Below are 20,993 nucleotides of genomic sequence, written 5' to 3'. Positions count from 1 at the left end.
CGTGTTGAGCGTGGCGTGATCAAGGTAGGCGAGGAAATCGAGATTGTCGGTATCCGCGACACCGTGAAGACGACCTGTACGGGCGTTGAGATGTTCCGCAAGCTGCTGGACGAAGGCCGTGCGGGCGAGAACGTTGGCGTACTGCTGCGTGGCACCAAGCGTGAAGACGTTGAGCGTGGCCAGGTACTGGCGAAGCCGGGTTCAGTGAAGCCGCACACCAAGTTCGAGGCAGAGGTGTATGTGCTGTCGAAGGACGAAGGTGGCCGTCACACGCCGTTCTTCAAGGGCTACCGTCCGCAGTTCTACTTCCGTACCACGGACGTGACGGGTGCGTGTGAGCTGCCGGAAGGCGTTGAGATGGTCATGCCGGGCGACAACATCCAGATGGTTGTGACGCTGATTGCGCCGATCGCGATGGAAGATGGTCTGCGCTTTGCGATCCGTGAAGGCGGCCGCACCGTGGGTGCTGGCGTCGTCGCCAAGATCCTCGAGTAAACTGGCGCTCGCTAGACAAAAAGCCCGGCCATGTGCCGGGCTTTTTCGTTGCAGGCCGTGTGTTACTGGCGCTGCAGGTTCTTTTCTGAAATCTGGCTGTTCAGTGTGAGGAAGTCGTACAGAACACCCAGCCCGAAAAGCCCCAGCGTAAGCAGGTAGACAAGGCCGGTGACGATCTTACCCATGTACAACCGGTGCACTCCGAAGACGCCGAGGAAGGTGAGGAGGATCCAGGCAAGGCTGTAGTCGGTTGGGCCCTCTACGTAGCGCCGATCGGCATCCCGTGCCATACCCGGTATGAGCAACAGGTCGATAATCCAGCCGATGAAGAACAGGCCTAGGGTGAAGAACCAGATAACACCGGTGATCTGGCGGCCATAGTAGAAGCGGTGGGCACCAATAAAGCCAAAGATCCACAACAGATAGCCGATGAGTACCGAATGGGTTTCGTTGTCGTTGCGCATGTGCTTTTCTCCTGAAGCCAGTAGTGGCATCGTTACCGCTGCGCGGATTAACGTCAAGGTCCGATGTCGGTTAACGGGTATCCTGGCCATGATCTGGATCATGGCACCAGGCCCGCTGCATGAACTACGCTGAAGGGCCGCCGCTGGCTGAGAGCAGCATTGTCCTGGCCGGGCCATTAATAAACAAGGAGACACCATGTCAGTAGAGCATCACGATCTCGTACACGAGTTCCCCGAATTCCGCGACCGGATTCACGCCCTGAAGATGAACGATGCGCATTTTCGCAAACTGTTCGATGAATACCACGAACTGACCAGGGAGGTGGAGAATATGGAGAACGAAGTGACGCCGGTGGCGACACATACCGAAGAGCAGGCGAAAATGCGTCGCCTGCACTTAAAGGACGCCCTCTATTGCATGCTCAACGCTGCGGTGTAACATGGCACCCATGAGTAATGCAGAAGTACGCGCCCGGTTGTCGGCAAGCCTTGCCGAGCTTGAACATCGTCTGGGCAGCATCAAGCGCGATGTGACCCGAAGCCATTCCGGAGACTGGGCTGAGCAGGCCCAAGAGCGGGAAAATGACGAGGTCGAGGACGCTATCGGTCTGGAAACCACGCAGTCGATTGCTGACACCCGCGCGGCGCTCGCTCGCCTGGATGCCGGCACTTACGGCCACTGCGTTCGCTGCGGCGAGGCCGTTGGCGCAGCGCGTCTGGAGGCACTGCCAACCGCCGCCCATTGTGTGAATTGTGCAGAGTAAAGCGGCCCTCTCACCACTAAAATAATCCCGTACCCTGCTTGACAGTTCGCGGGGTGGTCTTTAGAATTCGCGTTCCTTTTTCGGGGGGCTCCATTGCGGACCCCTGGTTTTTTATTGATTGGAGTTAGGTCTGGTGCAGAACCAACGCATTCGTATTCGCCTCAAGGCTTTCGACCATCGCCTGATAGACACGTCTACCCAGGAAATCGTGGAAACCGCTCGCCGCACTGGCGCGCAGGTCAAGGGGCCGATCCCGCTCCCGACTCGCAAAGAGAAGTACACCGTGCTGGTTTCCCCGCACGTGAACAAAGATGCTCGTGACCAGTACGAAATTCGTACCCACAAGCGTCTGCTCGACATCGTGGAGCCTACCGAGAAGACGGTAGACGCCCTGATGAAACTGGACCTGGCAGCAGGTGTAGAAGTACAGATCAGTCTTGGTTAACGATAACTCGTAGCAAGACCAGCCCGTAGGCCCACATGGTCTGCGGGTGTGTAACGCCCGGTTCTTTGAAGCAAGGCGGGGCGGCCATAGAGGGTAAGCCCCGTACACTGAGAGGTTAGTAAGATGACTATTGGCTTAGTCGGCCGTAAGTCCGGTATGACTCGTGTTTTTACCGAGGACGGCGCGTCCATTCCAGTAACCGTAGTGGAGGTTTCTCCAAACCGCGTTACTCAGATCAAAGAGCTCGAGAGCGATGGCTATCGGGCAATCCAGGTCACTGCGGGTAACCGCAAGGCCTCGAAAGTGAGTAAATCAGCAGCGGGTCACTTCGCCAAGGCGGGTGTGGAAGCCGGCACGGGTCTCTGGGAGTTCCGCCTAGCGGAAAGCGATGAGACGCCTGCGGTGGGCTCCGAGCTGACGGTTGCACATTTTGCTGCTGGCCAGAAAGTGGATGTGGCCGGCAAGTCCAAGGGTAAGGGTTTCCAGGGCGTGATCAAGCGCTGGAACTTCTCCATGCAGGACGCGACGCACGGTAACTCGCTGTCGCACCGTGCCCCGGGTTCAATTGGTCAGTGCCAGACGCCTGGTCGTGTGTTCAAGGGCAAGAAGATGTCCGGGCACATGGGCGCTGAAACAGTGACCACCCAGGGTCTGGAGATCGTGCGTGTTGATGCGGAGCGTAACCTGCTTCTCATCAAGGGCGCTGTCCCCGGTGCACCCGGCGGAGACGTTATCGTGCGTCCCGCGGTCAAGGCTTAAGGTTAGGGGGTCTCTAACGTGGAATTGAGTGTAGTCAAGCCAGGTAACGCCGCAGCGGGCACGGTTTCAGTGTCTGATGTCGCCTTTGCCCGCGAATACAATGAAGATCTCGTGCACCAGGTGGTTACCGCTTATCTGGCTGGCGCGCGCCAGGGCACCCGTGCCCAGAAGACGCGCTCCGAAGTCAGTGGCGGTGGCAAGAAGCCCTGGCGCCAGAAAGGTACCGGCCGCGCCCGTGCTGGCACCATCCGTTCGCCGATCTGGCGCACCGGTGGCGTCACGTTTGCAGCGCGTCCACAGGATCACTCGCAAAAAGTGAACCGCAAGATGTACCGCGCGGCCATGCGCTCCATCATGTCGGAGCTGGCACGCCAGGATCGTCTGCTGGTCGTCGAGAGTATGGATCTTGAGGCGCCGAAGACCAAGCTGCTGGTCAAGCAACTGGGTGAATACGGTCTGGACAACGTGCTGATCGTGACCGCGGAGCTGGCCGAGAACCTGTACCTCGCAGCGCGCAACCTGCACAAGGTTGATGTGCGCGATGTTGACGGTGTTGATCCGGTGAGTCTCATCGCCTACGACAAGGTGATGGTCACTGTGGGTGCCGTGAAGAAGATTGAGGAGATGCTCGCATGAACCAGGAGCGGATTTTCCAGGTATTGGTGGCGCCACACGTATCCGAGAAGGCTGCGGTACTGGCGGACGCCAACAACCAGTACGTTTTCAAGGTGGCTGTGAATGCAACCAAGGCCGAAATCAAGAAGTCGGTCGAGCAGCTGTTCAAGGTCAAGGTCGATGCCGTGCAGACCCTCAAGGTCAAAGGCAAGGTCAAGCGTAACAAGTATGGCCTGAGCGCGCGGCCGACCTGGAAGAAGGCATATGTTCGTCTGGAGCAGGGTCAGGACATCGACTTTGCCGTGGCTGAATAAGGAGTAGGTGCGAGATGGCAGTTTTAACAAGTAAACCGACATCGCCAGGACGTCGTCACGTCGTCCGCGTGGTGAGCGAGGGCCTGCACAAAGGTGCGCCTCACGCTCCCCTGCTGGAAAAGCAGAGCCGTCGCGGCGGTCGCAACAACAACGGTCGCATTACCGTGCGTCACGTTGGTGGTGGCCACAAGCAGCACTACCGCATTATCGATTTCAAGCGTTCCAAGGACGGTATTCCGGCCAAGGTTGAGCGCCTCGAGTACGATCCCAACCGCACGGCGAATATCGCCCTGTTGTTGTTCGCAGACGGTGAGCGTCGTTACATCATCGCGCCCAAGGGCGTGAAGGCGGGCGATGTTCTGCAGTCCGGCTCCGCAGCGTCAATCAAGATTGGTAACTGCCTGCCGTTGCGCAACATCCCTGTGGGTTCAGTTATCCACGCGGTCGAGCTGAAGCCGGGCAAAGGTGCCCAGGTGGCGCGCTCTGCAGGCGCTTCGGTGCAGCTGGTCGCTCGCGAAGGGCAGTACGCAACGCTGCGTCTGCGCTCGGGTGAAATGCGCAAGGTGCTTTCCGACTGCCGCGCCACTATTGGCGAGGTGTCGAATTCCGAGCACAGCCTGCGCAAGCTCGGCAAGGCCGGTGCTGCTCGCTGGCGCGGTGTGCGCCCGACCGTGCGCGGTGTGGCGATGAACCCGGTTGATCACCCGCATGGTGGTGGTGAAGGCCGCACTTCAGGTGGCCGGCACCCGGTCAGCCCGTGGGGTACCCCGACCAAGGGCTACAAGACGCGCTCGAACAAACGCACTGACGGCCTTATCGTGCGCCGTCGTGGCAAGAAATAAGTTCGGTCGATAGAGCCAAGAGATTAGAGGAAGACACTGTGCCGCGTTCACTGAAAAAAGGTCCCTTTATCGACCTTCACTTGATGAAGAAAGTTGAAGCAGCGATTGAAAGCAACGACCGTCGCCCGATCAAGACCTGGTCGCGCCGTTCCATGATATCGCCGGATATGGTTGGTCTGACAATCGCCATCCACAATGGCCGTCAGCATGTGCCGGTTTTGATCAATGAAGACATGGTTGGTCACAAGCTTGGAGAGTTTGCGGTAACACGCACTTTCAAAGGGCACATTGTGGACAAGAAGGCGAAGCGCTAAGCGCTGGTCTATAGCGAGGTTTAGGAAAATGGAAGTTGCAGCAAGACTGAAAGGTGCGCGGATCTCGGCCCAGAAGGCCCGCCTGGTTGCAGACCAGGTGCGCGGCAAGCCTGTCGAGGAGGCTCTGAGCCTGCTCGAATTCAGCACCAAAAAGGCAGCTCAGATCGTCAAGAAAATTCTCGACTCTGCGATTGCCAATGCTGAGAACAATGAAGGCGCGGATGTGGATGAGCTTAAAGTGTCCAGCATCTTTGTCGACGAAGGTATGACCATGAAGCGTCTGCGGCCACGTGCCAAGGGTCGTGCGGATCGCATTTTCAAGCGTTCCTGTCATATCACAGTGAAAGTTGCAGACGGCCAAGGCTAAGTTCAGGAGAAGACCACATGGGTCAGAAAGTACATCCGGTCGGCATACGTTTAGGTATCGTCAAAGATCACAACTCGATCTGGTATGCAGATAGCAAAAACTATGCGAAGACGCTGATTACCGATCTTGAAGTACGCAAGTACATCGAGAAAACGCTGGAGCACGCTTCCGTGAGCCGCGTTGTAATCGAGCGCCCCGCGCAAACGGCACGTATCACCATTCACACCGCCCGCCCGGGTATTGTGATTGGCAAGAAAGGTGAGGACGTTGACGGCCTGCGCAAGACGCTCGCGGAAAAGATGGGTGTGCCCGTGCACATCAACATCGAGGAAATCCGCAAGCCCGACCTGGATGCGAAGCTGGTTGCGCAGAACGTTGCGCAGCAGCTGGAGCGTCGTGTCATGTTCCGTCGTGCCATGAAGCGTGTGGTGCAGAACGCGATGCGCCAGGGCGCCGAAGGCATCAAGATCCAGGTGGGTGGCCGTCTGGGTGGCGCCGAGATAGCGCGTACCGAATGGTATCGTGAAGGTCGTGTACCGCTGCACACACTGCGCGCAGACATCGACTATGCAACCTACGAGGCATCTACCACGTACGGCATCATCGGCGTGAAAGTGTGGATCTTCAAGGGTGAAGTGATTGGCACGGAGCATAATTCCGACAGCGCCAAGAAGACAGCAACTAATTAAGGGTTACGCAGATGCTTCAACCTAAGCGTACTAAATTCCGCAAGATGATGAAGGGTCGCAACCGCGGCCTGGCAGAGCGCGGCAGCAAGGTCAGCTTTGGCGAGTTCGGCCTCAAGGCGACCGGCCGCGGCCGCATTACGGCGCGCCAGATCGAAGCCGCCCGTCGTGCGATGACCCGTCATATCAAACGTGGCGGGAAAATCTGGATCCGGGTCTTCCCCGACAAGCCGATTACCGGCAAGCCGCTGGAAGTTCGTCAGGGTAAAGGTAAGGGTAACGTTGAATACTGGGTAGCCCAGATTCAGCCCGGCAAGGTTCTGTACGAAGTGCAGGGTGTTTCCGAGGAGCTGGCGCGGGAAGCGTTTGCCCTGGCCGCCGCGAAGATTCCGGTAGCCACTACATTTGTTAAACGGTCGGTGATGTGATGAAAGCTAGCGAATTGCGTGACAAGTCCCCTGAGGACCTCAACAAGCAGCTGCTCACCCTGCGTGAAGAGCAGTTCAAGCTGCGCATGCAGAAGTCCACTGGTCAGCTGGGGCAGACGCATCTGCTGCAGCAGAACCAGCGCGACATCGCACGCGTCAAGACTTTGCTGAACGAAAAGGCGGGTAACTGAACATGTCTGGTGCAGAGAAGCGTATACGGACGGCAACTGGCAAGGTTGTCAGCAACAAAATGGACAAGACCATCACGGTCCTGATTGAGCGTCGCGTCAAGCACCCGGTGTACGGCAAGTACATCACGCGCTCATCCAAGATCCACGCGCACGACGAGAACAACGTCTGCAGCATTGGTGACACCGTGAAAGTGACTGAGTCCCGGCCCATTTCCAAGAGCAAGACCTGGAAGTTGCTCGAAGTCGTGGTAAACGCCCAACAGGTATAAGCGCTGTTTTTTGCGGCCCCGCCGCAGTTTGGAGTAAGAGATGATTCAGACAGAGTCGTATTTGGAAGTCGCTGACAACAGCGGTGCCCGTCGGGTGATGTGCATCAAGGTGCTGGGTGGCTCCAAGCGTCGCTACGCGCGCGTTGGCGACCTCATCAAGGTCACCGTGAAGGAAGCGATTCCGCGCGGCAAGGTCAAGAAGGGCCAGGTCATGACGGCGGTTGTGGTGCGCACCCGTAAAGGTGTGCGTCGCCCCGATGGCTCGCTGATCAAGTTTGACGACAACGCCGCTGTGCTGCTGAACAACCAGCAGGCGCCCATCGGCACCCGTATTTTTGGCCCCGTGACTCGTGAGCTGCGTGGCGAGAAGTTTATGAAGATTATTTCTCTGGCTCCGGAAGTTATCTGATTCGGCCAGGAGGAGAGGAAACCGTAATGTCCAAGATCAAGCGCGATGACGAAGTGATTATCCTGGCCGGCAAGGACAAGGGTAAGCGCGGCAAGGTTCGCAAGGTGCTCACTGACAATCGCGTGGTTGTCTCTGGCATCAACATGGTGAAAAAACACACACGGCCCAACCCGCAAATGGGTGTCGCCGGGGGCATTGTCGAGCGCGAAGCGCCGATCCAGGTGTCCAACGTGGCAATTTACAACCCGTCGACCAGCAAGGCCGACCGGGTCGGTTACAAAGTTGATGGGGATACCAAGATGCGTATCTTCAAATCCAGTGGCGAGGCGATTGACGCCTGAGTAGGGGGTCAAGGGTAAAAGACATGGCAACGTTGAAAGAAAAGTACAAGAGCGAGATCGCTCCCCAGCTGCGCGAAGAGCTGGGTCTGGGTAATGTGATGGAAATCCCGCGCATCACCAAAATCACCCTGAACATGGGTGTTGGCGAGGCGGTGGGCGACAAGAAAGTGCTGGAGAATGCCGTCGCCGACATGGAGAAGATTTCCGGCCAGAAGCCCGTCATTACATTGGCCCGGCGCTCCATCGCGGGTTTCAAGATCCGTGATGGCTGGCCGATCGGCTGCAAGGTGACGCTGCGTTCAGATCGCATGTACGAATTCCTGGAGCGCCTGATCACGATTGCGATCCCGCGTATCCGTGACTTCCGCGGTGTCAGCCCGAAGTCGTTTGACGGCCGCGGCAACTTCGCCATGGGTGTCAGCGAGCAGATTATTTTCCCGGAAATCGAGTACGACCAGGTGGATACGCTGCGCGGTATGGACATCACCATCACCACCACGGCTCGTACGGATGATGAAGGCCGCGCTCTCATGCGCGCTTTCAACTTCCCCCTGAAAGGTTAAGAGGCAAGTAATGGCTAAAAAATCGATGATCGCACGTGAGAAGAAGCGCGCGCAGATGGTGGTCAAGTATGCCGGCAAGCGTGCCGCGCTGAAGGCTGTCCTGAACGATCAGAACGCATCCGATGACGCCAAGTGGGACGCGCAGATTGCGCTGCAAAAGCTCCCCCGCGATGCCAGCCCGGTACGCAAGCAGCGTCGTTGCCAGCTGACCGGCCGTCCTCACGGTGTCTATCGTAAATTTGGCCTGTGCCGCAACAAGCTGCGTGAAGCAGCGATGCGCGGCGATGTACCGGGTCTGGTTAAAGCCAGCTGGTAACGGAGAGATTCGATCATGAGTATGCAAGATCCGCTGTCAGATATGCTGACCCGCATCCGTAACGCCCAGATGGCTGGCAAGGCCCGTGTAGAAATGCCCGGTTCCAAGCTCAAGGCCGCTGTTGCCGAGGTGCTCAAGCACGAAGGTTACATCAACGACTTTGCGGCCTCCGCCGAGTCGGGCAAGCCGCGCCTCAGCATTGAGCTGAAGTATTACGAAGGCAAGCCCGTTATCGCCGAGATCGACCGCGTTAGCCGTCCTGGCCTGCGTAGCTACGCAGCCAAGGGCGAACTGCCGACTATTCGCAACGGCTTGGGAGTGGCGATCGTGTCCACCTCCAAGGGCGTGATGACCGACCGCGCAGCGCGAGCTGCGGGCGTTGGTGGCGAAGTGCTCTGCACCGTTTTCTAGAATTACTGAAGAAGGGCATTCAACATGTCTAGAGTCGCAAAAAATCCGGTACAGCTGCCGCAGGGGGTCACCGTGACCCAGAGCGGTCGCGATGTGACCGTCAAAGGTGGCAAAGGTACGCTGGCGCTCGAACTGGGCCTGGGTATCGCCATCAACGAAGAGGACGGTGCGCTCAACATCGCCTATGACGGTGACAAGTTCAAGGCGCTGGCAGGTACCACACGCGCGCTGCTGAATAACATGGTGGTCGGCGTCAGTGCTGGCTGGGAAAAGAAACTGGTTCTCAACGGCGTAGGTTATCGCGCCAAGGCGGACGGCAAGTCGGTGAACCTCACCGTGGGCCTGTCGCACCCGGTGGATTACCAGCTGCCAGAAGGCGTGAGCGCCGAAACGCCAACCCAGACTGAAGTTGTGGTCAAGGGTATCGACAAGCAGGCTGTAGGCCAGGCGGCTGCCGAGATTCGCAGCTTCCGTCCGCCAGAGCCTTACAAGGGCAAGGGTATTCGCTACGCCAACGAGAACGTGCGGCGTAAAGAAGCCAAGAAGAAGTAGGTAGGTTGAGATGAGTGCAAAGAATGATTCAAGGCTGCGTCGCGCACGTCGCGCTCGCAACCGTATGTGTGAGCAGGGCGTCAACCGTCTCAGCGTGCACCGTACGCCACGGCACATCTACGCCCAGGTTCTCGCGCCCGCAGGTGATCGGGTTCTGGCCAGCGCGTCGACGCTGGACAGCAGCCTGCGCGCAGGCAGCACCGGCAACCAGGAGGCTGCAGCCGCTGTAGGCAAGCTGGTCGCGGAACGCGCCAAGGCCGCCGGAATCGAGAAGGTTGCGTTTGACCGCGCAGGCTACAAGTACCACGGACGTGTCAAGGCGCTTGCCGACGCTGCCCGTGAAAGTGGACTGGAATTCTAGGGTAAGGTTATGGCGTTTAACGATCAGAAGAAGCAGCAGCAGGACGGCGACCTCCAGGAAAAACTGGTGCAGGTCAACCGTGTTGCCAAAGTGGTCAAGGGTGGCCGTATCTTCAGCTTTACCGCGCTGACGGTTGTGGGCGATGGCAATGGCAAGGTCGGCTTCGGCCGCGGCAAGGCGCGCGAAGTGCCTGTTGCGATCCAGAAGGCGATGGAAGCCGCTCGTCGCAACATGATCCAGGTCGAATTGAGCCAGGGCACAATTCAATACCCGGTGAAAGCCAGCCACGGTGCATCCAAGGTGTACATGCAGCCGGCATCCGAAGGTACCGGTGTTATCGCGGGTGGTGCAATGCGTGCTGTGCTGGAAATTGCCGGCGTACACAACGTACTGGCCAAGTGCTATGGCTCCACCAACCCGGTCAATGTGGTACGCGCAACCTTCAATGGCCTGCGCGACATGTGTTCCCCGGATGATGTGGCGGCGAAGCGCGGCAAAACCGTCGAAGAAATTCTGAACTAATTATTGGGTTGGCGAGTCATGGCTAAAGCTACTATCAAAGTGACGCAGACCAAAAGCGTCCACGGTCGGTTGAAGAACCACCGCGCCTGTATCGCGGGCCTGGGTCTGCGCCGAATTGGTCATACCGTTGAGGTGGAAGATACCCCCTCTGTTCGCGGCATGATCAATAAAGTGAACTATATGGTTCGGATCGAGGAGTAAATCATGTCAGACGTTATGCGACTGAACAACCTGGGGCCGAACCCCGGCGCGCGCAAAGAAGGCAAGCGCGTTGGCCGTGGTATCGGGAGTGGCCTGGGCAAGACCGCAGGCCGCGGTCACAAGGGGCAGAAGTCCCGCTCCGGTGGCAAAGTGCGTCCGGGTTTCGAAGGCGGCCAGATGCCGCTGCAGAAGCGCCTGCCGAAGTATGGCTTCACTTCACGTGTGTCGCGTACTACTGCACAGGTGCGCCTGGGTGAACTGAATGCCGTGGACGGCGATGTGGTCGATATCGACGCGTTGAAAGCGGCTGATGTTATCCGCCAGGACGTACTGCGCGTGCGTGTGTTCTTGTCAGGTGAAGTCAGCAAGCCTGTTACCGTCAAGGGCCTCGTAGTTACCAAAGGCGCGCGAGCGGCGATCGAACAGGCCGGCGGGAAGGTCGAGGAATAAATGGCGACAGGTCAGCTGCCAGGGTCGAATAAAGCAGGACTGGGCGAGCTCTTTGCTCGCCTTCGTTTTGTATTGTTGGCCATTATTGTTTACCGGATCGGTACGCACATACCGGTTCCGGGAATTGACCCTGCCCAGCTGGCAGCCTTGTTCAACCAGAATCAGGGCACCATTCTTGGTCTGGCGAACATGTTCTCGGGTGGTGCACTGGAGCGGATGAGTATCCTCGCGCTGGGCATCATGCCGTATATTTCCGCGTCGATTATCATGCAGCTGATGTCCGCCGTGACACCGCAGCTGGAAGCGCTGAAGAAAGAAGGTGAGTCCGGGCGGCGCAAAATCAGCCAGTACACCCGCTACCTGACCGTGGTGCTCGCGATTATCCAGGCCACGGGCATGACCGTGGGTATGGCTAACCAGGGCATGTCGTATGACGTGTCGGTGGTGTTTTACGTGATAGCGATCACGTCGCTGGTTACCGGCGCCGTGTTCATGATGTGGTTGGGTGAGCAGATCACCGAAAAGGGCGTTGGTAACGGGATATCGCTGCTGATTTTTGCCGGTATTGTCGCCGGCCTGCCGGCTGCGATCGGTCAGTCGCTGGAACAGGCGCGCCAGGGCGAATTGAACATTCTGGTACTGCTGTTCATCCTGACGCTGGCGATCGCAGTCATCTACATGATCGTGTTTATCGAGCGTGGCCAGCGGCGTATTACCGTCAACTACGCCAAGCGGCAGCAGGGGCGCAAGATGATGCAGGCGCAGAGCTCGCACCTGCCGTTGAAAGTGAATATGGCGGGCGTGATACCGGCTATTTTCGCCAGCAGCATCCTGCTGTTCCCGGCCTCTATTGCCCAGTGGTTCGGGTCCAGTGGCTCGGCAGACTGGCTGCAGGACCTGGCTCTGGCGATTGGTCCGGGGCAGCCCCTGAACATCTTGCTGTTTACGGCGTTTGTGGTGTTCTTCTGCTTCTTCTACACGGCGTTGATGTTCAACCCGCAGGAAGTGGCTGACAATCTCAAGCGATCCGGCGCATTCGTCCCCGGTATTCGCCCCGGTCAGCAGACAGCGAACTACATTGATGGCGTGTTGACCCGGTTGACGGTATTTGGCTCCGCCTACATCGCGCTGGTGTGCCTCATGCCCCAGTTCCTGGTGGTGATGTGGAATGTGCCGTTTTACCTGGGTGGTACCTCCCTGCTGATCGTGGTCGTCGTGGTGATGGACTTCATGGCGCAGGTGCAGAGCCACTTGATGTCTCACCAGTATGACTCGGTGATGAAGAAAGCGAAGCTGAACAACTATGGTGCTTCCGGCCGCTGATAGTGCTGGCCGGTCATTGGAGAGAAGTGAAATGAAAGTACGTGCATCAGTAAAGAAGGTCTGCAGAAATTGCAAGGTCGTTCGTCGTAAGGGCGTCGTCCGCGTTATCTGCAATACCGATCCGCGTCACAAGCAGCGCCAGGGCTGATCGGCCCCGGTTACTGACTGTTGATTTTTAGTAAACATATCGCTAGAATGCTGCGCCTTTCGCGCCACACACCCTCAATCTTGTCGATTGAGGGGTCAGGTGTTTCTGCCCAGTGCAAAGCGACGATTTGAGTATTTGGAGAAAGTTGGATGGCTCGTATTGCCGGCGTCAACATACCTGATAACAAGCACACTGTTATCGCCCTGACCTACATTTTTGGCGTGGGTCGTACACAGGCACGCCGCCTGTGCGTCGAGGCCGGTGTTGCCGAGGACGCGAAGATTGGTGATCTCGACGAAGGACAGATGGATGCACTGCGCACCAAAGTCGGCGAGATGACGGTTGAGGGTGACCTGCGCCGGGAAGTGTCCATGAACATCAAGCGTTTGATGGACCTGGGCTGCAACCGTGGCCTGCGTCACCGCCGCAGCCTGCCGCTGCGCGGTCAGCGCACCAAGACCAATGCACGTACCCGCAAGGGCCCGCGCAAGCCGATTCGCAAGTAAGGGACTCGTACCCGCGAATCCTTTTTAGTGTAGCTGCACCGGGTGCAGTGTCGATATTAAAGCAGGAAAAACAGTATGGCCAAGCCAGGTGGCAAGACCACTCGCAAGAAGATAACCAAGACCGTGGTGGACGGCATTGCGCACGTGCACGCATCGTTCAACAACACGATCATCACCATCACCGACCGCCAGGGCAACACCCTGAGCTGGGCGACGTCTGGTGGTTCCGGTTTCCGCGGTTCACGCAAGAGCACGCCCTTCGCGGCCCAGGTCGCCGCCGAGCGCGCTGGTGAGGCTGCCAAGGAATACGGGCTGAAGAACCTCGATGTTCAGGTGAAAGGCCCCGGCCCAGGTCGCGAGTCCGCCGTGCGCGCTCTCAATGCCTGTGGTTACAAAATCACCAACATCACCGACGTGACGCCGATTCCGCACAATGGCTGCCGTCCGCCCAAGAAACGTCGCGTCTAATATCAAGACAAGCGCTTAGCAGGAACAACTGACATGGCTCGATACATTGGACCCAAGTGCAAGCTGGCCCGCCGGGAGGGAACAGATCTGTTCCTCAAGAGCGGCGTGCGTGCACTCGAAAGTAAGTGCAAACCCGAATCCGCCCCAGGGCAGCACGGCGCGCGCCGCGGCCGTCTGTCCGACTACGGCGTACAGTTGCGTGAAAAGCAGAAAGTACGCCGTATCTACGGCATACTGGAGAAGCAGTTCCGCAACTACTACAAGGAAGCTGCACGCCTGAAAGGCGCGACCGGCGAAAACCTGCTGCAGTTGCTGGAAAGCCGTCTCGACAACGTCGTATACCGCATGGGTTTTGGCTCCACGCGTGCCGAAGCGCGCCAGCTGGTGTCTCACAAGGGCATTCTGGTCAACGGCGCAGTGGTCAACGTAGCGTCCTACCAGGTGAAAGCAGGGGATATCGTTTCCCTGCGCGAAAAGGCCAAAAAGCAGCTGCGTGTGCAGTCCGCCCTGGCGCTTGCCGCCCAGCGCGGGGATTCCGAGTGGATCGATTTCAATAGCGATAAGCTGGAAGGAGTATTCAAGTCAGCGCCTGAGCGTCAGGACCTGTCTTCCGAGATCAATGAAAACCTGATCGTGGAACTGTACTCCAAGTAATCCGGACTTAGGACTAACCTACTCATACAGGTGCCAGAATGCAGACAGCAGTAAACGAATTTTTGACTCCGCGGGTCATCAACGTCGAAGAGAAGACGAGCACTCGCGCGCAGGTCACCCTGGAGCCGCTGGAGCGGGGCTTTGGCCACACGCTCGGCAACGCCCTGCGTCGCATACTGCTGTCTTCCATGCCCGGCTGCGCCATCACCGAAGTGGAAATCGATGGTGTTGAGCATGAGTACAGCGCAATCGAGGGCGTGCAGGAAGATGTCATCGAAATCCTGTTGAACCTCAAGGGTGTAGCCCTGGTCATGAACGGCAAGGAAGAAGCCGAGCTGACCCTGAGCCGTAAAGGCCCGGGTGTGGTGACGGCGGGTGACATTCAGGTTGATCACGACATCGAGATCCGCAACCCCGATCACGTGATTTGTCACCTCAACGGCAGCTCAGACATCAGCATGAAGCTGACTGTAGCTCGCGGCCGCGGCTACTCACCGGCTGATTCCCGGGAAAACCCCGAAGAGGAAACACGCGCCATTGGCCGCCTGCACCTCGACGCGACGTTTTCGCCGATCAACCGCGTAGCCTACGTTGTAGAGGCAGCGCGCGTAGAGCAGCGCACCGACCTCGACAAACTTGTACTGGACCTCGAGACCAACGGCACCATCGATCCAGAGGAAGCCATTCGCCGCGCGGCAACAATCCTGCAGCAACAGCTCGCGGTGTTCGTTGACCTCGAAAGCGAAAGCCAGAGCGAGTCCGTGATCGAGGAAGACGAAGTCGACCCGATCCTGCTGCGCCCGGTCGACGACCTCGAACTGACCGTACGTTCGGCCAACTGCCTGAAGGCAGAGAATATTTACTACATCGGCGACCTCGTTCAGCGCACCGAAGTGGAGCTGCTGAAAACCCCGAACCTGGGCAAGAAGTCTCTGACAGAAATCAAGGATGTACTGGCGTCTCGCGGCTTGTCGCTGGGTATGCGCCTGGACAACTGGCCACCGGCCAGCCTCCGAAACGACGACCGGGTGTTGAGCATCTAAACACACGAGTTACCAGTTGGCAGTGCTGAGATAGCACAGAGAGTATAGGAAAGGAAAAATGCGTCACCGTCATAGCGGACGTCAGTTGAACCGGAATGCCTCCCACCGCAAGGCCATGTTCCGGAACATGACCGTGTCTCTGGTAGAGCACGAGTTGATCAAAACCACCTTGCCCAAGGCGAAAGAGCTGCGCAGCTACGCTGAGCCGCTGATCACCCTGGCCAAGAGCGACAGCGTGGCGAATCGCCGCCTCGCCTTTGATCGCATGCGCGACAAAGCCGCAGTGGGCAAACTGTTTGCCGAACTCGGACCGCGCTACCAGGCGCGCCCGGGCGGTTACATTCGCATCATGAAGTGTGGCTACCGCGCCGGAGACAAGGCCCCCATGGCCTACGTCGAGCTGGTTGATCGCCCCGCTTCGGATGACGTGGCAAGCGAAGAGGCATAAAGTCTCTTATTAAAAAGCCGGGCAATGCCCGGCTTTTTTGTGCCCGTAATTCGGCGCGATAATGGCATAAACTCGCTCCTACCACTGCCCAAGTTTACGCACTTACGAGCCCAGTTCCAGTCGTCACAGCCAACCACCCCAAGACGACAAGCCCCATAGCGTCGCCCCGGCCACAGCGGACCGTCGACGGCCAGGACGGCCGTCGCCGAGCCCCCATGGATGGGTTCACGGCGTGTCCGCGGTGGCCGGGGCGACGCTATGGGGCGCTGCCTCGGAGACTGCCGGTCCCCCATGAACGGGTTCACGGCGTGTCCTCAGTGCCTAGTGCCTGGGGTGCCGCTACGCGGCGCCCGCACCATCGGGCCGCAGCAGCCTAGGCAGCCGCCTTCTTCTTCCCCTTTCGCACAGCCCCCTTCTTGCTGCGCCCGCCAGCTGCATGCGTCAACAGCGGTTTGAGGAACATCCCGGTATAGGAGCCGGGAGCTTCCGCAACCTCTTCCGGCGTACCCGTCGCGATAATCTGACCGCCCCCCGAGCCGCCCTCCGGTCCCAGGTCCACCAGCCAGTCTGCCGTTTTGATCACATCCAGGTTGTGCTCGATAATCACCACCGTATTGCCGTGATCACGCAGACGGTGCAGCACCTCCAGCAGCTGGCGGATGTCCTCGAAATGCAGCCCGGTTGTGGGCTCATCGAGGATGTACAGCGTTTTCCCGGTATCGCGCTTGGACAGCTCCCGCGACAGCTTCACCCGCTGCGCCTCACCCCCGGACAGGGTCGTAGCCGCCTGCCCCAAGCGGATATAGGATAACCCCACATCCATCAGCGTCTGCAGCTTGCGCGCGATGCTCGGCACCGGCTCGAAGAACGTCAGCGCGTCTTCCACTGTCATCTCCAGCACCTCGTGGATGTTCCTGCCCTTGTAGCGCACCTCCAGCGTTTCGCGGTTGTAGCGCTTGCCCTTACACACATCACAGGGCACATAGATATCCGGCAGGAAGTGCATCTCCACCTTGGTGACACCATCGCCCTGACAGGCCTCGCAGCGTCCACCCTTCACATTGAAGCTGAAACGTCCCGGTTTGTAGCCACGCGAGCGAGCCTCCTGCGTGCCCGAGAACAGCTCACGTACCGGCGTGAAGATGCCAGTGTAGGTGGCGGGGTTGGAGCGGGGTGTGCGACCAATCGGGCTCTGGTCGATGTCGATACACTTGTCGATGTGCTGCATCCCGGCGATCGCGGTATAAGGGGCCGGTGTGAGGGTTGTCGCGCCGTTGAGCTCGGTTGCCGCCAGCGGGTACAGCGTATTGTTGACCAGGGTTGATTTACCCGAGCCGGACACGCCGGTAACGCAGGTCAACAGGCCCAGGGGCAGCTCCAGCGTGACGTTCTGCAGATTGTTGCCCCTGGCCCCCGACAGTTTCAGCATTTTCTTCGGGTCAACCGCTGTGCGGGCCGCCGGTACGGCGATCTCGCGCTTGCCCGACAGGTACGCGCCCGTCAGCGAGTCCTCATTGGCGACGATATCGGCAAGCTTGCCCTGGGCGACAATGCGCCCACCGTGCACCCCGGCGCCCGGCCCGATGTCGATAATGTGATCGGCGCTGCGAATGGCATCCTCGTCGTGTTCCACCACCAGTACCGTATTGCCGAGATCGCGCAGGTGCGTAAGGGTACCCAGCAATCGCTCGTTGTCGCGCTGGTGCAGCCCGATTGAGGGCTCATCCAGAATGTACATAACGCCGACCAGCCCGGCCCCAATCTGCGAGGCCAGACGGATGCGCTGTGCCTCGCCGCCGGAGAGTGTTTCTGCGCTGCGGCTGAGTGTGAGGTAGTTGAGGCCCACATCCACCAGGAAGCGGTAGCGTGCGCGCAACTCCTTGAGAATCTTGCTGGCGATTTCACCCTTGCGCCCCGGCAGCTCAAGGCCGCCGAAATACAGCTCTGCCTCGCCAACCGGCATCTCGGCGATGCTTGGCAGGTTGCGATCATCCACAAATACGTGGCGGGCATCCTGGCACAGGCGCGTGCCACCACAGTCCGGGCAGGGCTGAGTGGACATGAACTTGAACAGCTCTTCGCGCACCGACTGTGACTCAGTGTCGCGGTAGCGTCGCTCCATATTGGGCAATATACCCTCGAAGGGGTGCTTGCGCTTGTATACGTCCCCGCGGTCGTTCATGTAGGAGAAACTGACCTCTTCCTCGCCACTGCCGTGGAGGATGGCTTGCTGTTGCGCCTTCTTGAGTTTCATGAACGGGGTGTCGATGGAGAAGCCGTAGTGGTTAGCCAGGCTGGTCAGCATGTGGAAGTAATAGACATTGCGCCGGTCCCAGCCGCGAATGGCCCCTTCTGCCAGGCTGGCCTCCGGGTGCAGTACGACCCGCGCCGCATCGAAATACTGCTTCACTCCCAGGCCGTCGCAGCTGGAACAGGCGCCGGCGGGGTTGTTGAACGAGAACAGTCGGGGCTCCAGCTCGTCAATACTGTGACCGCACACGGGGCAGGCAAAACGCGCTGAAAACATGATGTCCTCACCGCCGCCTTCCATCGGGCTGATCGTGGCCAGGCCATCGGTCAGTCCCAGGGCTGTTTCGAACGATTCCGCGAGACGCAGGCTGAGGTCGGCGCGTACCTTGAATCGATCCACCACAACCTCGATATCGTGCTTGCGCTTCTTGTCGAGGTCGGGAAGGTCGTCGAGCTCGGTGATGATGCCATCGACGCGGGCGCGCACGAAGCCGGCGGCGCGCAGTTCCTCGAAAACATGCAGGTGTTCGCCCTTGCGCGCACGCACCACCGGCGCCAGCAACATCAGCTTGCTGCCCTCCGGCATGGCCAGTACCGAATCCACCATCTGGCTCACTGTCTGCGCCTGCAGGCTTTCGCCGTGCTCGGGGCAGCGTGGCTCGCCGACCCGCGCATAGAGCAGGCGCAAATAGTCATAGATCTCGGTAATGGTGCCCACGGTAGAGCGGGGGTTGTGTGAGGTGGACTTCTGCTCGATGGAAATGGCCGGAGAAAGACCTTCGATATGGTCCATATCGGGTTTTTCCATCATCGATAGAAACTGTCGCGCATAGGTGGACAGGGACTCCACGTAGCGACGTTGCCCCTCGGCGTACAGCGTGTCGAAAGCCAGCGATGACTTGCCCGAACCCGAGAGGCCGGTGATCACTACCAGCTTGTCGCGCGGGATATCGAGGTCGATGTTCTTCAGGTTGTGGGTGCGCGCACCGCGGACGTGAATAGTGTCCATGTGTCTCCGGTCAGGGGCTGTCGGTCGAACCCGACAGTATAGGTGGTGTTGTTGCGTCGAGGCAAAAGTATACAGGGCTGTTACGCAGTTGCCCGCCGGGTGGATGCCACGGGGAAGGGGAAGCTGTTACCATACCGCACTTTTGCATAGTGCCTGCCCTGTTGTGATTACCAAGAACCCTATGTCGGCCGTTGAGCGGCGTTCCGTGGCGGCGCTGGCCCTGCTGTATAACGTGCGCATGCTCGGCCTGTTCATGGTGCTGCCCTTGCTCGCGTTGTATGCCGTGGACGTTGCCGGGTCTACGCCGGCGCTGATCGGCGTGGCACTGGGCGCTTACGGGCTGACGCAGGCCTGCCTGCAGATCCCCTTCGGCTGGTTGTCTGACCGCATTGGTCGCAAGCCCGTGATTGTGGGTGGCCTGCTGGTATTTGCCGCCGGTAGTGTGGTGGCGGCCATGGCCGACAGTATTCAGGGCATCATTCTCGGCCGTGCGCTGCAGGGCGCCGGTGCCATTGCCAGTAGTGTCATGGCGCTGGTGGCGGACCTCACGTCGCAAGAGCAGCGCACCAAGGCCATGGCCGTGGTGGGCGCCAGCATCGGGCTGGCGTTTGCGCTGGCGTTGGTGCTGGGCCCACTGCTCGCCGGGTTTGGCGGCCTGGAAGCAGTGTTCGGCGTCACCGCCGCGCTGGCTCTGGTGGGCATTGTGGTGGTGCTGTGGCAAGTCCCCGACCCGCCCCGCAGCGGGATCGCCCATGCTGAAGTCGGCGCGCGGCCACGTCTGCTGCGGACGAGCCTGCGCAACCGCGCGCTGCTGCGCCTTGATGTGGGTATTTTTGCCCTGCACTTTGTGCTGATGGCGAGCTTCCAGATTGTGCCCGGTGCGCTGGAGTCGGTCGTCGGCGTTGCTCGGGAGGATCATTGGCAGGTCTACCTGCCAGCTGTCCTGCTATCGGTGCTGGGAATCCTGCCCCTGATGCGGCTCGCAGAGCGCGGAGGGCGACACCATCTGGTGTTCCTGATAGCCATCGCGGTGTTGATGGTGGCGCTCGCGCTGCTCGGCCTGGCGACAAGTCCCTGGCTGTTCTGCATGGCATTATGGCTGTTCTTCGTAGGCTTCAATTATATGGAGGCGGTGCTGCCCTCCATGGTAAGCAAGGCGGTGGCGCCGGAGGCCAAGGGCACTGCGCTGGGTATTTTCTCCACCGCGCAGTTCCTGGGTATATTCGCCGGCGGCGTGGCCGGCGGCTGGGTACTGCAGCACTATGGCATCGTGGGTATCACGGAGCTCTGCCTGGTGGTGGTGGCCGTGTGGATGCTCGTCGCCCTGCCTGCGCCCCGGCCGGGACATGCCGGCCTGCCTGAAGCGGCCCCCTGACGGGCGTAACTCCATCGGGGGTGTGCCCGCCGCCTGGTGTGGGCTCAACTGATGGGTTTTGGTGTGATGTGCTGTCGCAATTGCACAGGCGGATTGCTATAGTCCCTGACTTACTTTCCTATCGCCAATCGTCCACGAAAGAGGAGTGACCATGGCTTCACGGGGCGTCAACAAAGTCATACTGGTCGGTAACCTGGGCGCAGATCCGGAAGTGCGCTACATGCCTTCAGGTGGCGCGGTCACCAACGTCAATCTGGCAACGTCTGAGAGCTGGAAAGACAAGCAAACAGGCCAGCCACAGGAACGTACCGAGTGGCACCGCATTGTCTTTTTCAATCGTCTGGCCGAGATCGCTGGCGAGTATTTGAAAAAGGGCTCCAAGGTGTACGTTGAGGGCTCGTTGCGCACACGCAAGTGGCAGGGTCAGGATGGCCAGGACCGCTACACCACGGAAATCGTCGCCAATGAAATGCAGATGCTCGACAGCCGCACGGGCGGCGGCCAGATGGGCGGTGACAATTACGGGCGTGATGAGTACAACCAGAGCGCGGCACCGCAACAGGCGCCGGCGCCTTCCGGGGCGCCCCGCGCCGCGCCGCCGAGCAATCCCCCGCCCGGTGATTTTGCCGACTTTGACGACGATATCCCGTTCTAGGCCCGCCAGCGGGCAAGCGCTGCGTGCCGACGTGG

General features: G+C 59.3%; 35 protein-coding genes. 33 read left to right on the top strand and 2 right to left on the bottom strand.

The features are described from left to right. Nucleotides 1–495: EF-Tu C-terminal domain-related protein (locus G533_RS0116630; protein WP_027950947.1), on the top strand; the 495-nt coding region annotated here is incomplete at its 5' end. 62 nt (nt 496–557) lie between these two features. Here G533_RS0116630 and G533_RS0116625 read toward each other — a convergent pair. Further along, complete coding sequence (locus G533_RS0116625; RefSeq protein WP_027950946.1) at nt 558–959, bottom strand: NINE protein; 402 nt, start codon at nt 957–959, stop codon at nt 558–560. 196 nt (nt 960–1,155) lie between these two features. Between G533_RS0116625 and G533_RS0116620 the strand changes: the two genes are divergently transcribed. The 30 genes from G533_RS0116620 (at nt 1,156) to rplQ (ending at nt 15,669) form a co-directional block, all read left to right on the top strand. Beyond that, a complete protein-coding gene (locus G533_RS0116620; RefSeq protein ID WP_027950945.1) occupies nt 1,156–1,398 on the top strand; it encodes an HP1242/YdcH family protein in 243 nt (80 codons plus the stop codon). A gap of 10 nt (nt 1,399–1,408) precedes the next feature. Further along, nucleotides 1,409–1,723, top strand: coding sequence for a TraR/DksA family transcriptional regulator (locus G533_RS0116615; RefSeq protein WP_027950944.1), 315 nt, complete (start codon nt 1,409–1,411; stop codon nt 1,721–1,723). A 133-nt stretch (nt 1,724–1,856) separates the two neighbouring features. After that, nucleotides 1,857–2,168, top strand: a complete 312-nt coding sequence (gene rpsJ, locus G533_RS0116610) for a 30S ribosomal protein S10 (RefSeq protein ID WP_027950943.1) — start codon at nt 1,857–1,859, stop codon at nt 2,166–2,168. A 123-nt stretch (nt 2,169–2,291) separates the two neighbouring features. Continuing rightward, nucleotides 2,292–2,927, top strand: coding sequence for a 50S ribosomal protein L3 (gene rplC, locus G533_RS0116605; RefSeq protein ID WP_027950942.1), 636 nt, complete (start codon nt 2,292–2,294; stop codon nt 2,925–2,927). An 18-nt stretch (nt 2,928–2,945) separates the two neighbouring features. Then, nucleotides 2,946–3,563, top strand: coding sequence for a 50S ribosomal protein L4 (gene rplD, locus G533_RS0116600; protein ID WP_027950941.1), 618 nt, complete (start codon nt 2,946–2,948; stop codon nt 3,561–3,563). Then, complete coding sequence (gene rplW, locus G533_RS0116595) at nt 3,560–3,856, top strand: 50S ribosomal protein L23 (RefSeq protein ID WP_027950940.1); 297 nt, start codon at nt 3,560–3,562, stop codon at nt 3,854–3,856. Before rplD ends, rplW begins: the two co-directional genes overlap by 4 nt. Nucleotides 3,857–3,870: 14 nt before the next feature. After that, entirely contained in the window at nt 3,871–4,698 is an 828-nt protein-coding gene (rplB, locus tag G533_RS0116590) for a 50S ribosomal protein L2 (RefSeq protein ID WP_027950939.1), read from the top strand. 38 nt (nt 4,699–4,736) lie between these two features. Continuing rightward, nucleotides 4,737–5,012, top strand: coding sequence for a 30S ribosomal protein S19 (gene rpsS, locus G533_RS0116585; RefSeq protein WP_027950938.1), 276 nt, complete (start codon nt 4,737–4,739; stop codon nt 5,010–5,012). Nucleotides 5,013–5,040: 28 nt separating this feature from the next. After that, nucleotides 5,041–5,379 (top strand): 50S ribosomal protein L22, encoded by a 339-nt coding sequence (gene rplV, locus G533_RS0116580; RefSeq protein ID WP_027950937.1) that lies wholly within the window; start codon nt 5,041–5,043, stop codon nt 5,377–5,379. Between the two features lie 17 nt (nt 5,380–5,396). Beyond that, nucleotides 5,397–6,068: a 30S ribosomal protein S3 gene (rpsC, locus tag G533_RS0116575; protein WP_027950936.1), complete on the top strand. Its 672-nt coding sequence runs from the start codon at nt 5,397–5,399 to the stop codon at nt 6,066–6,068. A gap of 11 nt (nt 6,069–6,079) precedes the next feature. Then, the gene (gene rplP, locus G533_RS0116570; RefSeq protein WP_027950935.1) at nt 6,080–6,493 is read left to right on the top strand and encodes a 50S ribosomal protein L16; all 414 of its coding nucleotides are present in this window, start codon (nt 6,080–6,082) and stop codon (nt 6,491–6,493) included. After that, complete coding sequence (rpmC, locus tag G533_RS0116565; protein WP_027950934.1) at nt 6,493–6,684, top strand: 50S ribosomal protein L29; 192 nt, start codon at nt 6,493–6,495, stop codon at nt 6,682–6,684. Before rplP ends, rpmC begins: the two co-directional genes overlap by 1 nt. A gap of 2 nt (nt 6,685–6,686) precedes the next feature. Further along, nucleotides 6,687–6,953 (top strand): 30S ribosomal protein S17, encoded by a 267-nt coding sequence (gene rpsQ / locus G533_RS0116560; protein ID WP_027950933.1) that lies wholly within the window; start codon nt 6,687–6,689, stop codon nt 6,951–6,953. Nucleotides 6,954–6,993: 40 nt separating this feature from the next. Further along, a complete protein-coding gene (gene rplN / locus G533_RS0116555; RefSeq protein WP_027950932.1) occupies nt 6,994–7,362 on the top strand; it encodes a 50S ribosomal protein L14 in 369 nt (122 codons plus the stop codon). Between the two features lie 26 nt (nt 7,363–7,388). Further along, on the top strand, nt 7,389–7,703 hold the full coding sequence (gene rplX, locus G533_RS0116550) for a 50S ribosomal protein L24 (RefSeq protein ID WP_027950931.1): 315 nt from the start codon (nt 7,389–7,391) through the stop codon (nt 7,701–7,703). A 23-nt stretch (nt 7,704–7,726) separates the two neighbouring features. Further along, a complete protein-coding gene (gene rplE, locus G533_RS0116545) occupies nt 7,727–8,266 on the top strand; it encodes a 50S ribosomal protein L5 (protein WP_027950930.1) in 540 nt (179 codons plus the stop codon). Nucleotides 8,267–8,276: 10 nt separating this feature from the next. Further along, complete coding sequence (gene rpsN / locus G533_RS0116540; protein ID WP_027950929.1) at nt 8,277–8,582, top strand: 30S ribosomal protein S14; 306 nt, start codon at nt 8,277–8,279, stop codon at nt 8,580–8,582. 15 nt (nt 8,583–8,597) lie between these two features. Continuing rightward, nucleotides 8,598–8,993 (top strand): 30S ribosomal protein S8, encoded by a 396-nt coding sequence (gene rpsH, locus G533_RS0116535; RefSeq protein WP_027950928.1) that lies wholly within the window; start codon nt 8,598–8,600, stop codon nt 8,991–8,993. Nucleotides 8,994–9,017: 24 nt separating this feature from the next. Continuing rightward, nucleotides 9,018–9,545, top strand: a complete 528-nt coding sequence (gene rplF / locus G533_RS0116530) for a 50S ribosomal protein L6 (RefSeq protein ID WP_027950927.1) — start codon at nt 9,018–9,020, stop codon at nt 9,543–9,545. Nucleotides 9,546–9,555: 10 nt separating this feature from the next. Continuing rightward, nucleotides 9,556–9,906: a 50S ribosomal protein L18 gene (rplR, locus tag G533_RS0116525; RefSeq protein WP_027950926.1), complete on the top strand. Its 351-nt coding sequence runs from the start codon at nt 9,556–9,558 to the stop codon at nt 9,904–9,906. Between the two features lie 9 nt (nt 9,907–9,915). After that, entirely contained in the window at nt 9,916–10,428 is a 513-nt protein-coding gene (gene rpsE / locus G533_RS0116520; protein ID WP_027950925.1) for a 30S ribosomal protein S5, read from the top strand. An 18-nt stretch (nt 10,429–10,446) separates the two neighbouring features. Further along, nucleotides 10,447–10,629, top strand: coding sequence for a 50S ribosomal protein L30 (gene rpmD, locus G533_RS0116515; protein WP_027950924.1), 183 nt, complete (start codon nt 10,447–10,449; stop codon nt 10,627–10,629). 15 nt (nt 10,630–10,644) lie between these two features. Then, on the top strand, nt 10,645–11,079 hold the full coding sequence (gene rplO, locus G533_RS0116510) for a 50S ribosomal protein L15 (RefSeq protein WP_027950923.1): 435 nt from the start codon (nt 10,645–10,647) through the stop codon (nt 11,077–11,079). Further along, on the top strand, nt 11,080–12,402 hold the full coding sequence (gene secY / locus G533_RS0116505; protein ID WP_027950922.1) for a preprotein translocase subunit SecY: 1,323 nt from the start codon (nt 11,080–11,082) through the stop codon (nt 12,400–12,402). Between the two features lie 31 nt (nt 12,403–12,433). Continuing rightward, a complete protein-coding gene (rpmJ, locus tag G533_RS24090) occupies nt 12,434–12,550 on the top strand; it encodes a 50S ribosomal protein L36 (protein WP_084639065.1) in 117 nt (38 codons plus the stop codon). 149 nt (nt 12,551–12,699) lie between these two features. Then, on the top strand, nt 12,700–13,056 hold the full coding sequence (rpsM, locus tag G533_RS0116500; RefSeq protein ID WP_027950921.1) for a 30S ribosomal protein S13: 357 nt from the start codon (nt 12,700–12,702) through the stop codon (nt 13,054–13,056). 75 nt (nt 13,057–13,131) lie between these two features. Next, on the top strand, nt 13,132–13,524 hold the full coding sequence (rpsK, locus tag G533_RS0116495) for a 30S ribosomal protein S11 (RefSeq protein WP_027950920.1): 393 nt from the start codon (nt 13,132–13,134) through the stop codon (nt 13,522–13,524). A 33-nt stretch (nt 13,525–13,557) separates the two neighbouring features. Continuing rightward, nucleotides 13,558–14,178, top strand: a complete 621-nt coding sequence (gene rpsD, locus G533_RS0116490) for a 30S ribosomal protein S4 (protein WP_027950919.1) — start codon at nt 13,558–13,560, stop codon at nt 14,176–14,178. A gap of 38 nt (nt 14,179–14,216) precedes the next feature. After that, nucleotides 14,217–15,221, top strand: a complete 1,005-nt coding sequence (locus G533_RS0116485; protein WP_027950918.1) for a DNA-directed RNA polymerase subunit alpha — start codon at nt 14,217–14,219, stop codon at nt 15,219–15,221. 58 nt (nt 15,222–15,279) lie between these two features. Then, nucleotides 15,280–15,669 (top strand): 50S ribosomal protein L17, encoded by a 390-nt coding sequence (rplQ, locus tag G533_RS0116480; protein WP_027950917.1) that lies wholly within the window; start codon nt 15,280–15,282, stop codon nt 15,667–15,669. Between the two features lie 373 nt (nt 15,670–16,042). Here the strand turns inward: rplQ and uvrA are convergent, their stop codons facing one another. Then, a complete protein-coding gene (uvrA, locus tag G533_RS0116475; RefSeq protein ID WP_027950916.1) occupies nt 16,043–18,928 on the bottom strand; it encodes an excinuclease ABC subunit UvrA in 2,886 nt (961 codons plus the stop codon). 181 nt (nt 18,929–19,109) lie between these two features. On the opposite strand from uvrA, the gene G533_RS22430 reads away from it, so the two are divergent. Next, nucleotides 19,110–20,303 (top strand): MFS transporter, encoded by a 1,194-nt coding sequence (locus G533_RS22430; protein WP_084639063.1) that lies wholly within the window; start codon nt 19,110–19,112, stop codon nt 20,301–20,303. A 151-nt stretch (nt 20,304–20,454) separates the two neighbouring features. Beyond that, a complete protein-coding gene (ssb, locus tag G533_RS0116465; RefSeq protein WP_027950915.1) occupies nt 20,455–20,958 on the top strand; it encodes a single-stranded DNA-binding protein in 504 nt (167 codons plus the stop codon). Nucleotides 20,959–20,993: the final 35 nt, after the last annotated feature.

This window comes from Haliea salexigens DSM 19537, from assembly GCF_000423125.1.
In the GTDB taxonomy this organism is placed as follows: Bacteria; Pseudomonadota; Gammaproteobacteria; order Pseudomonadales; family Halieaceae; genus Haliea; species Haliea salexigens.
Note: the sequence above shows the minus strand (reverse complement) of the source record. Positions and strands in the feature narration are given on the sequence as shown.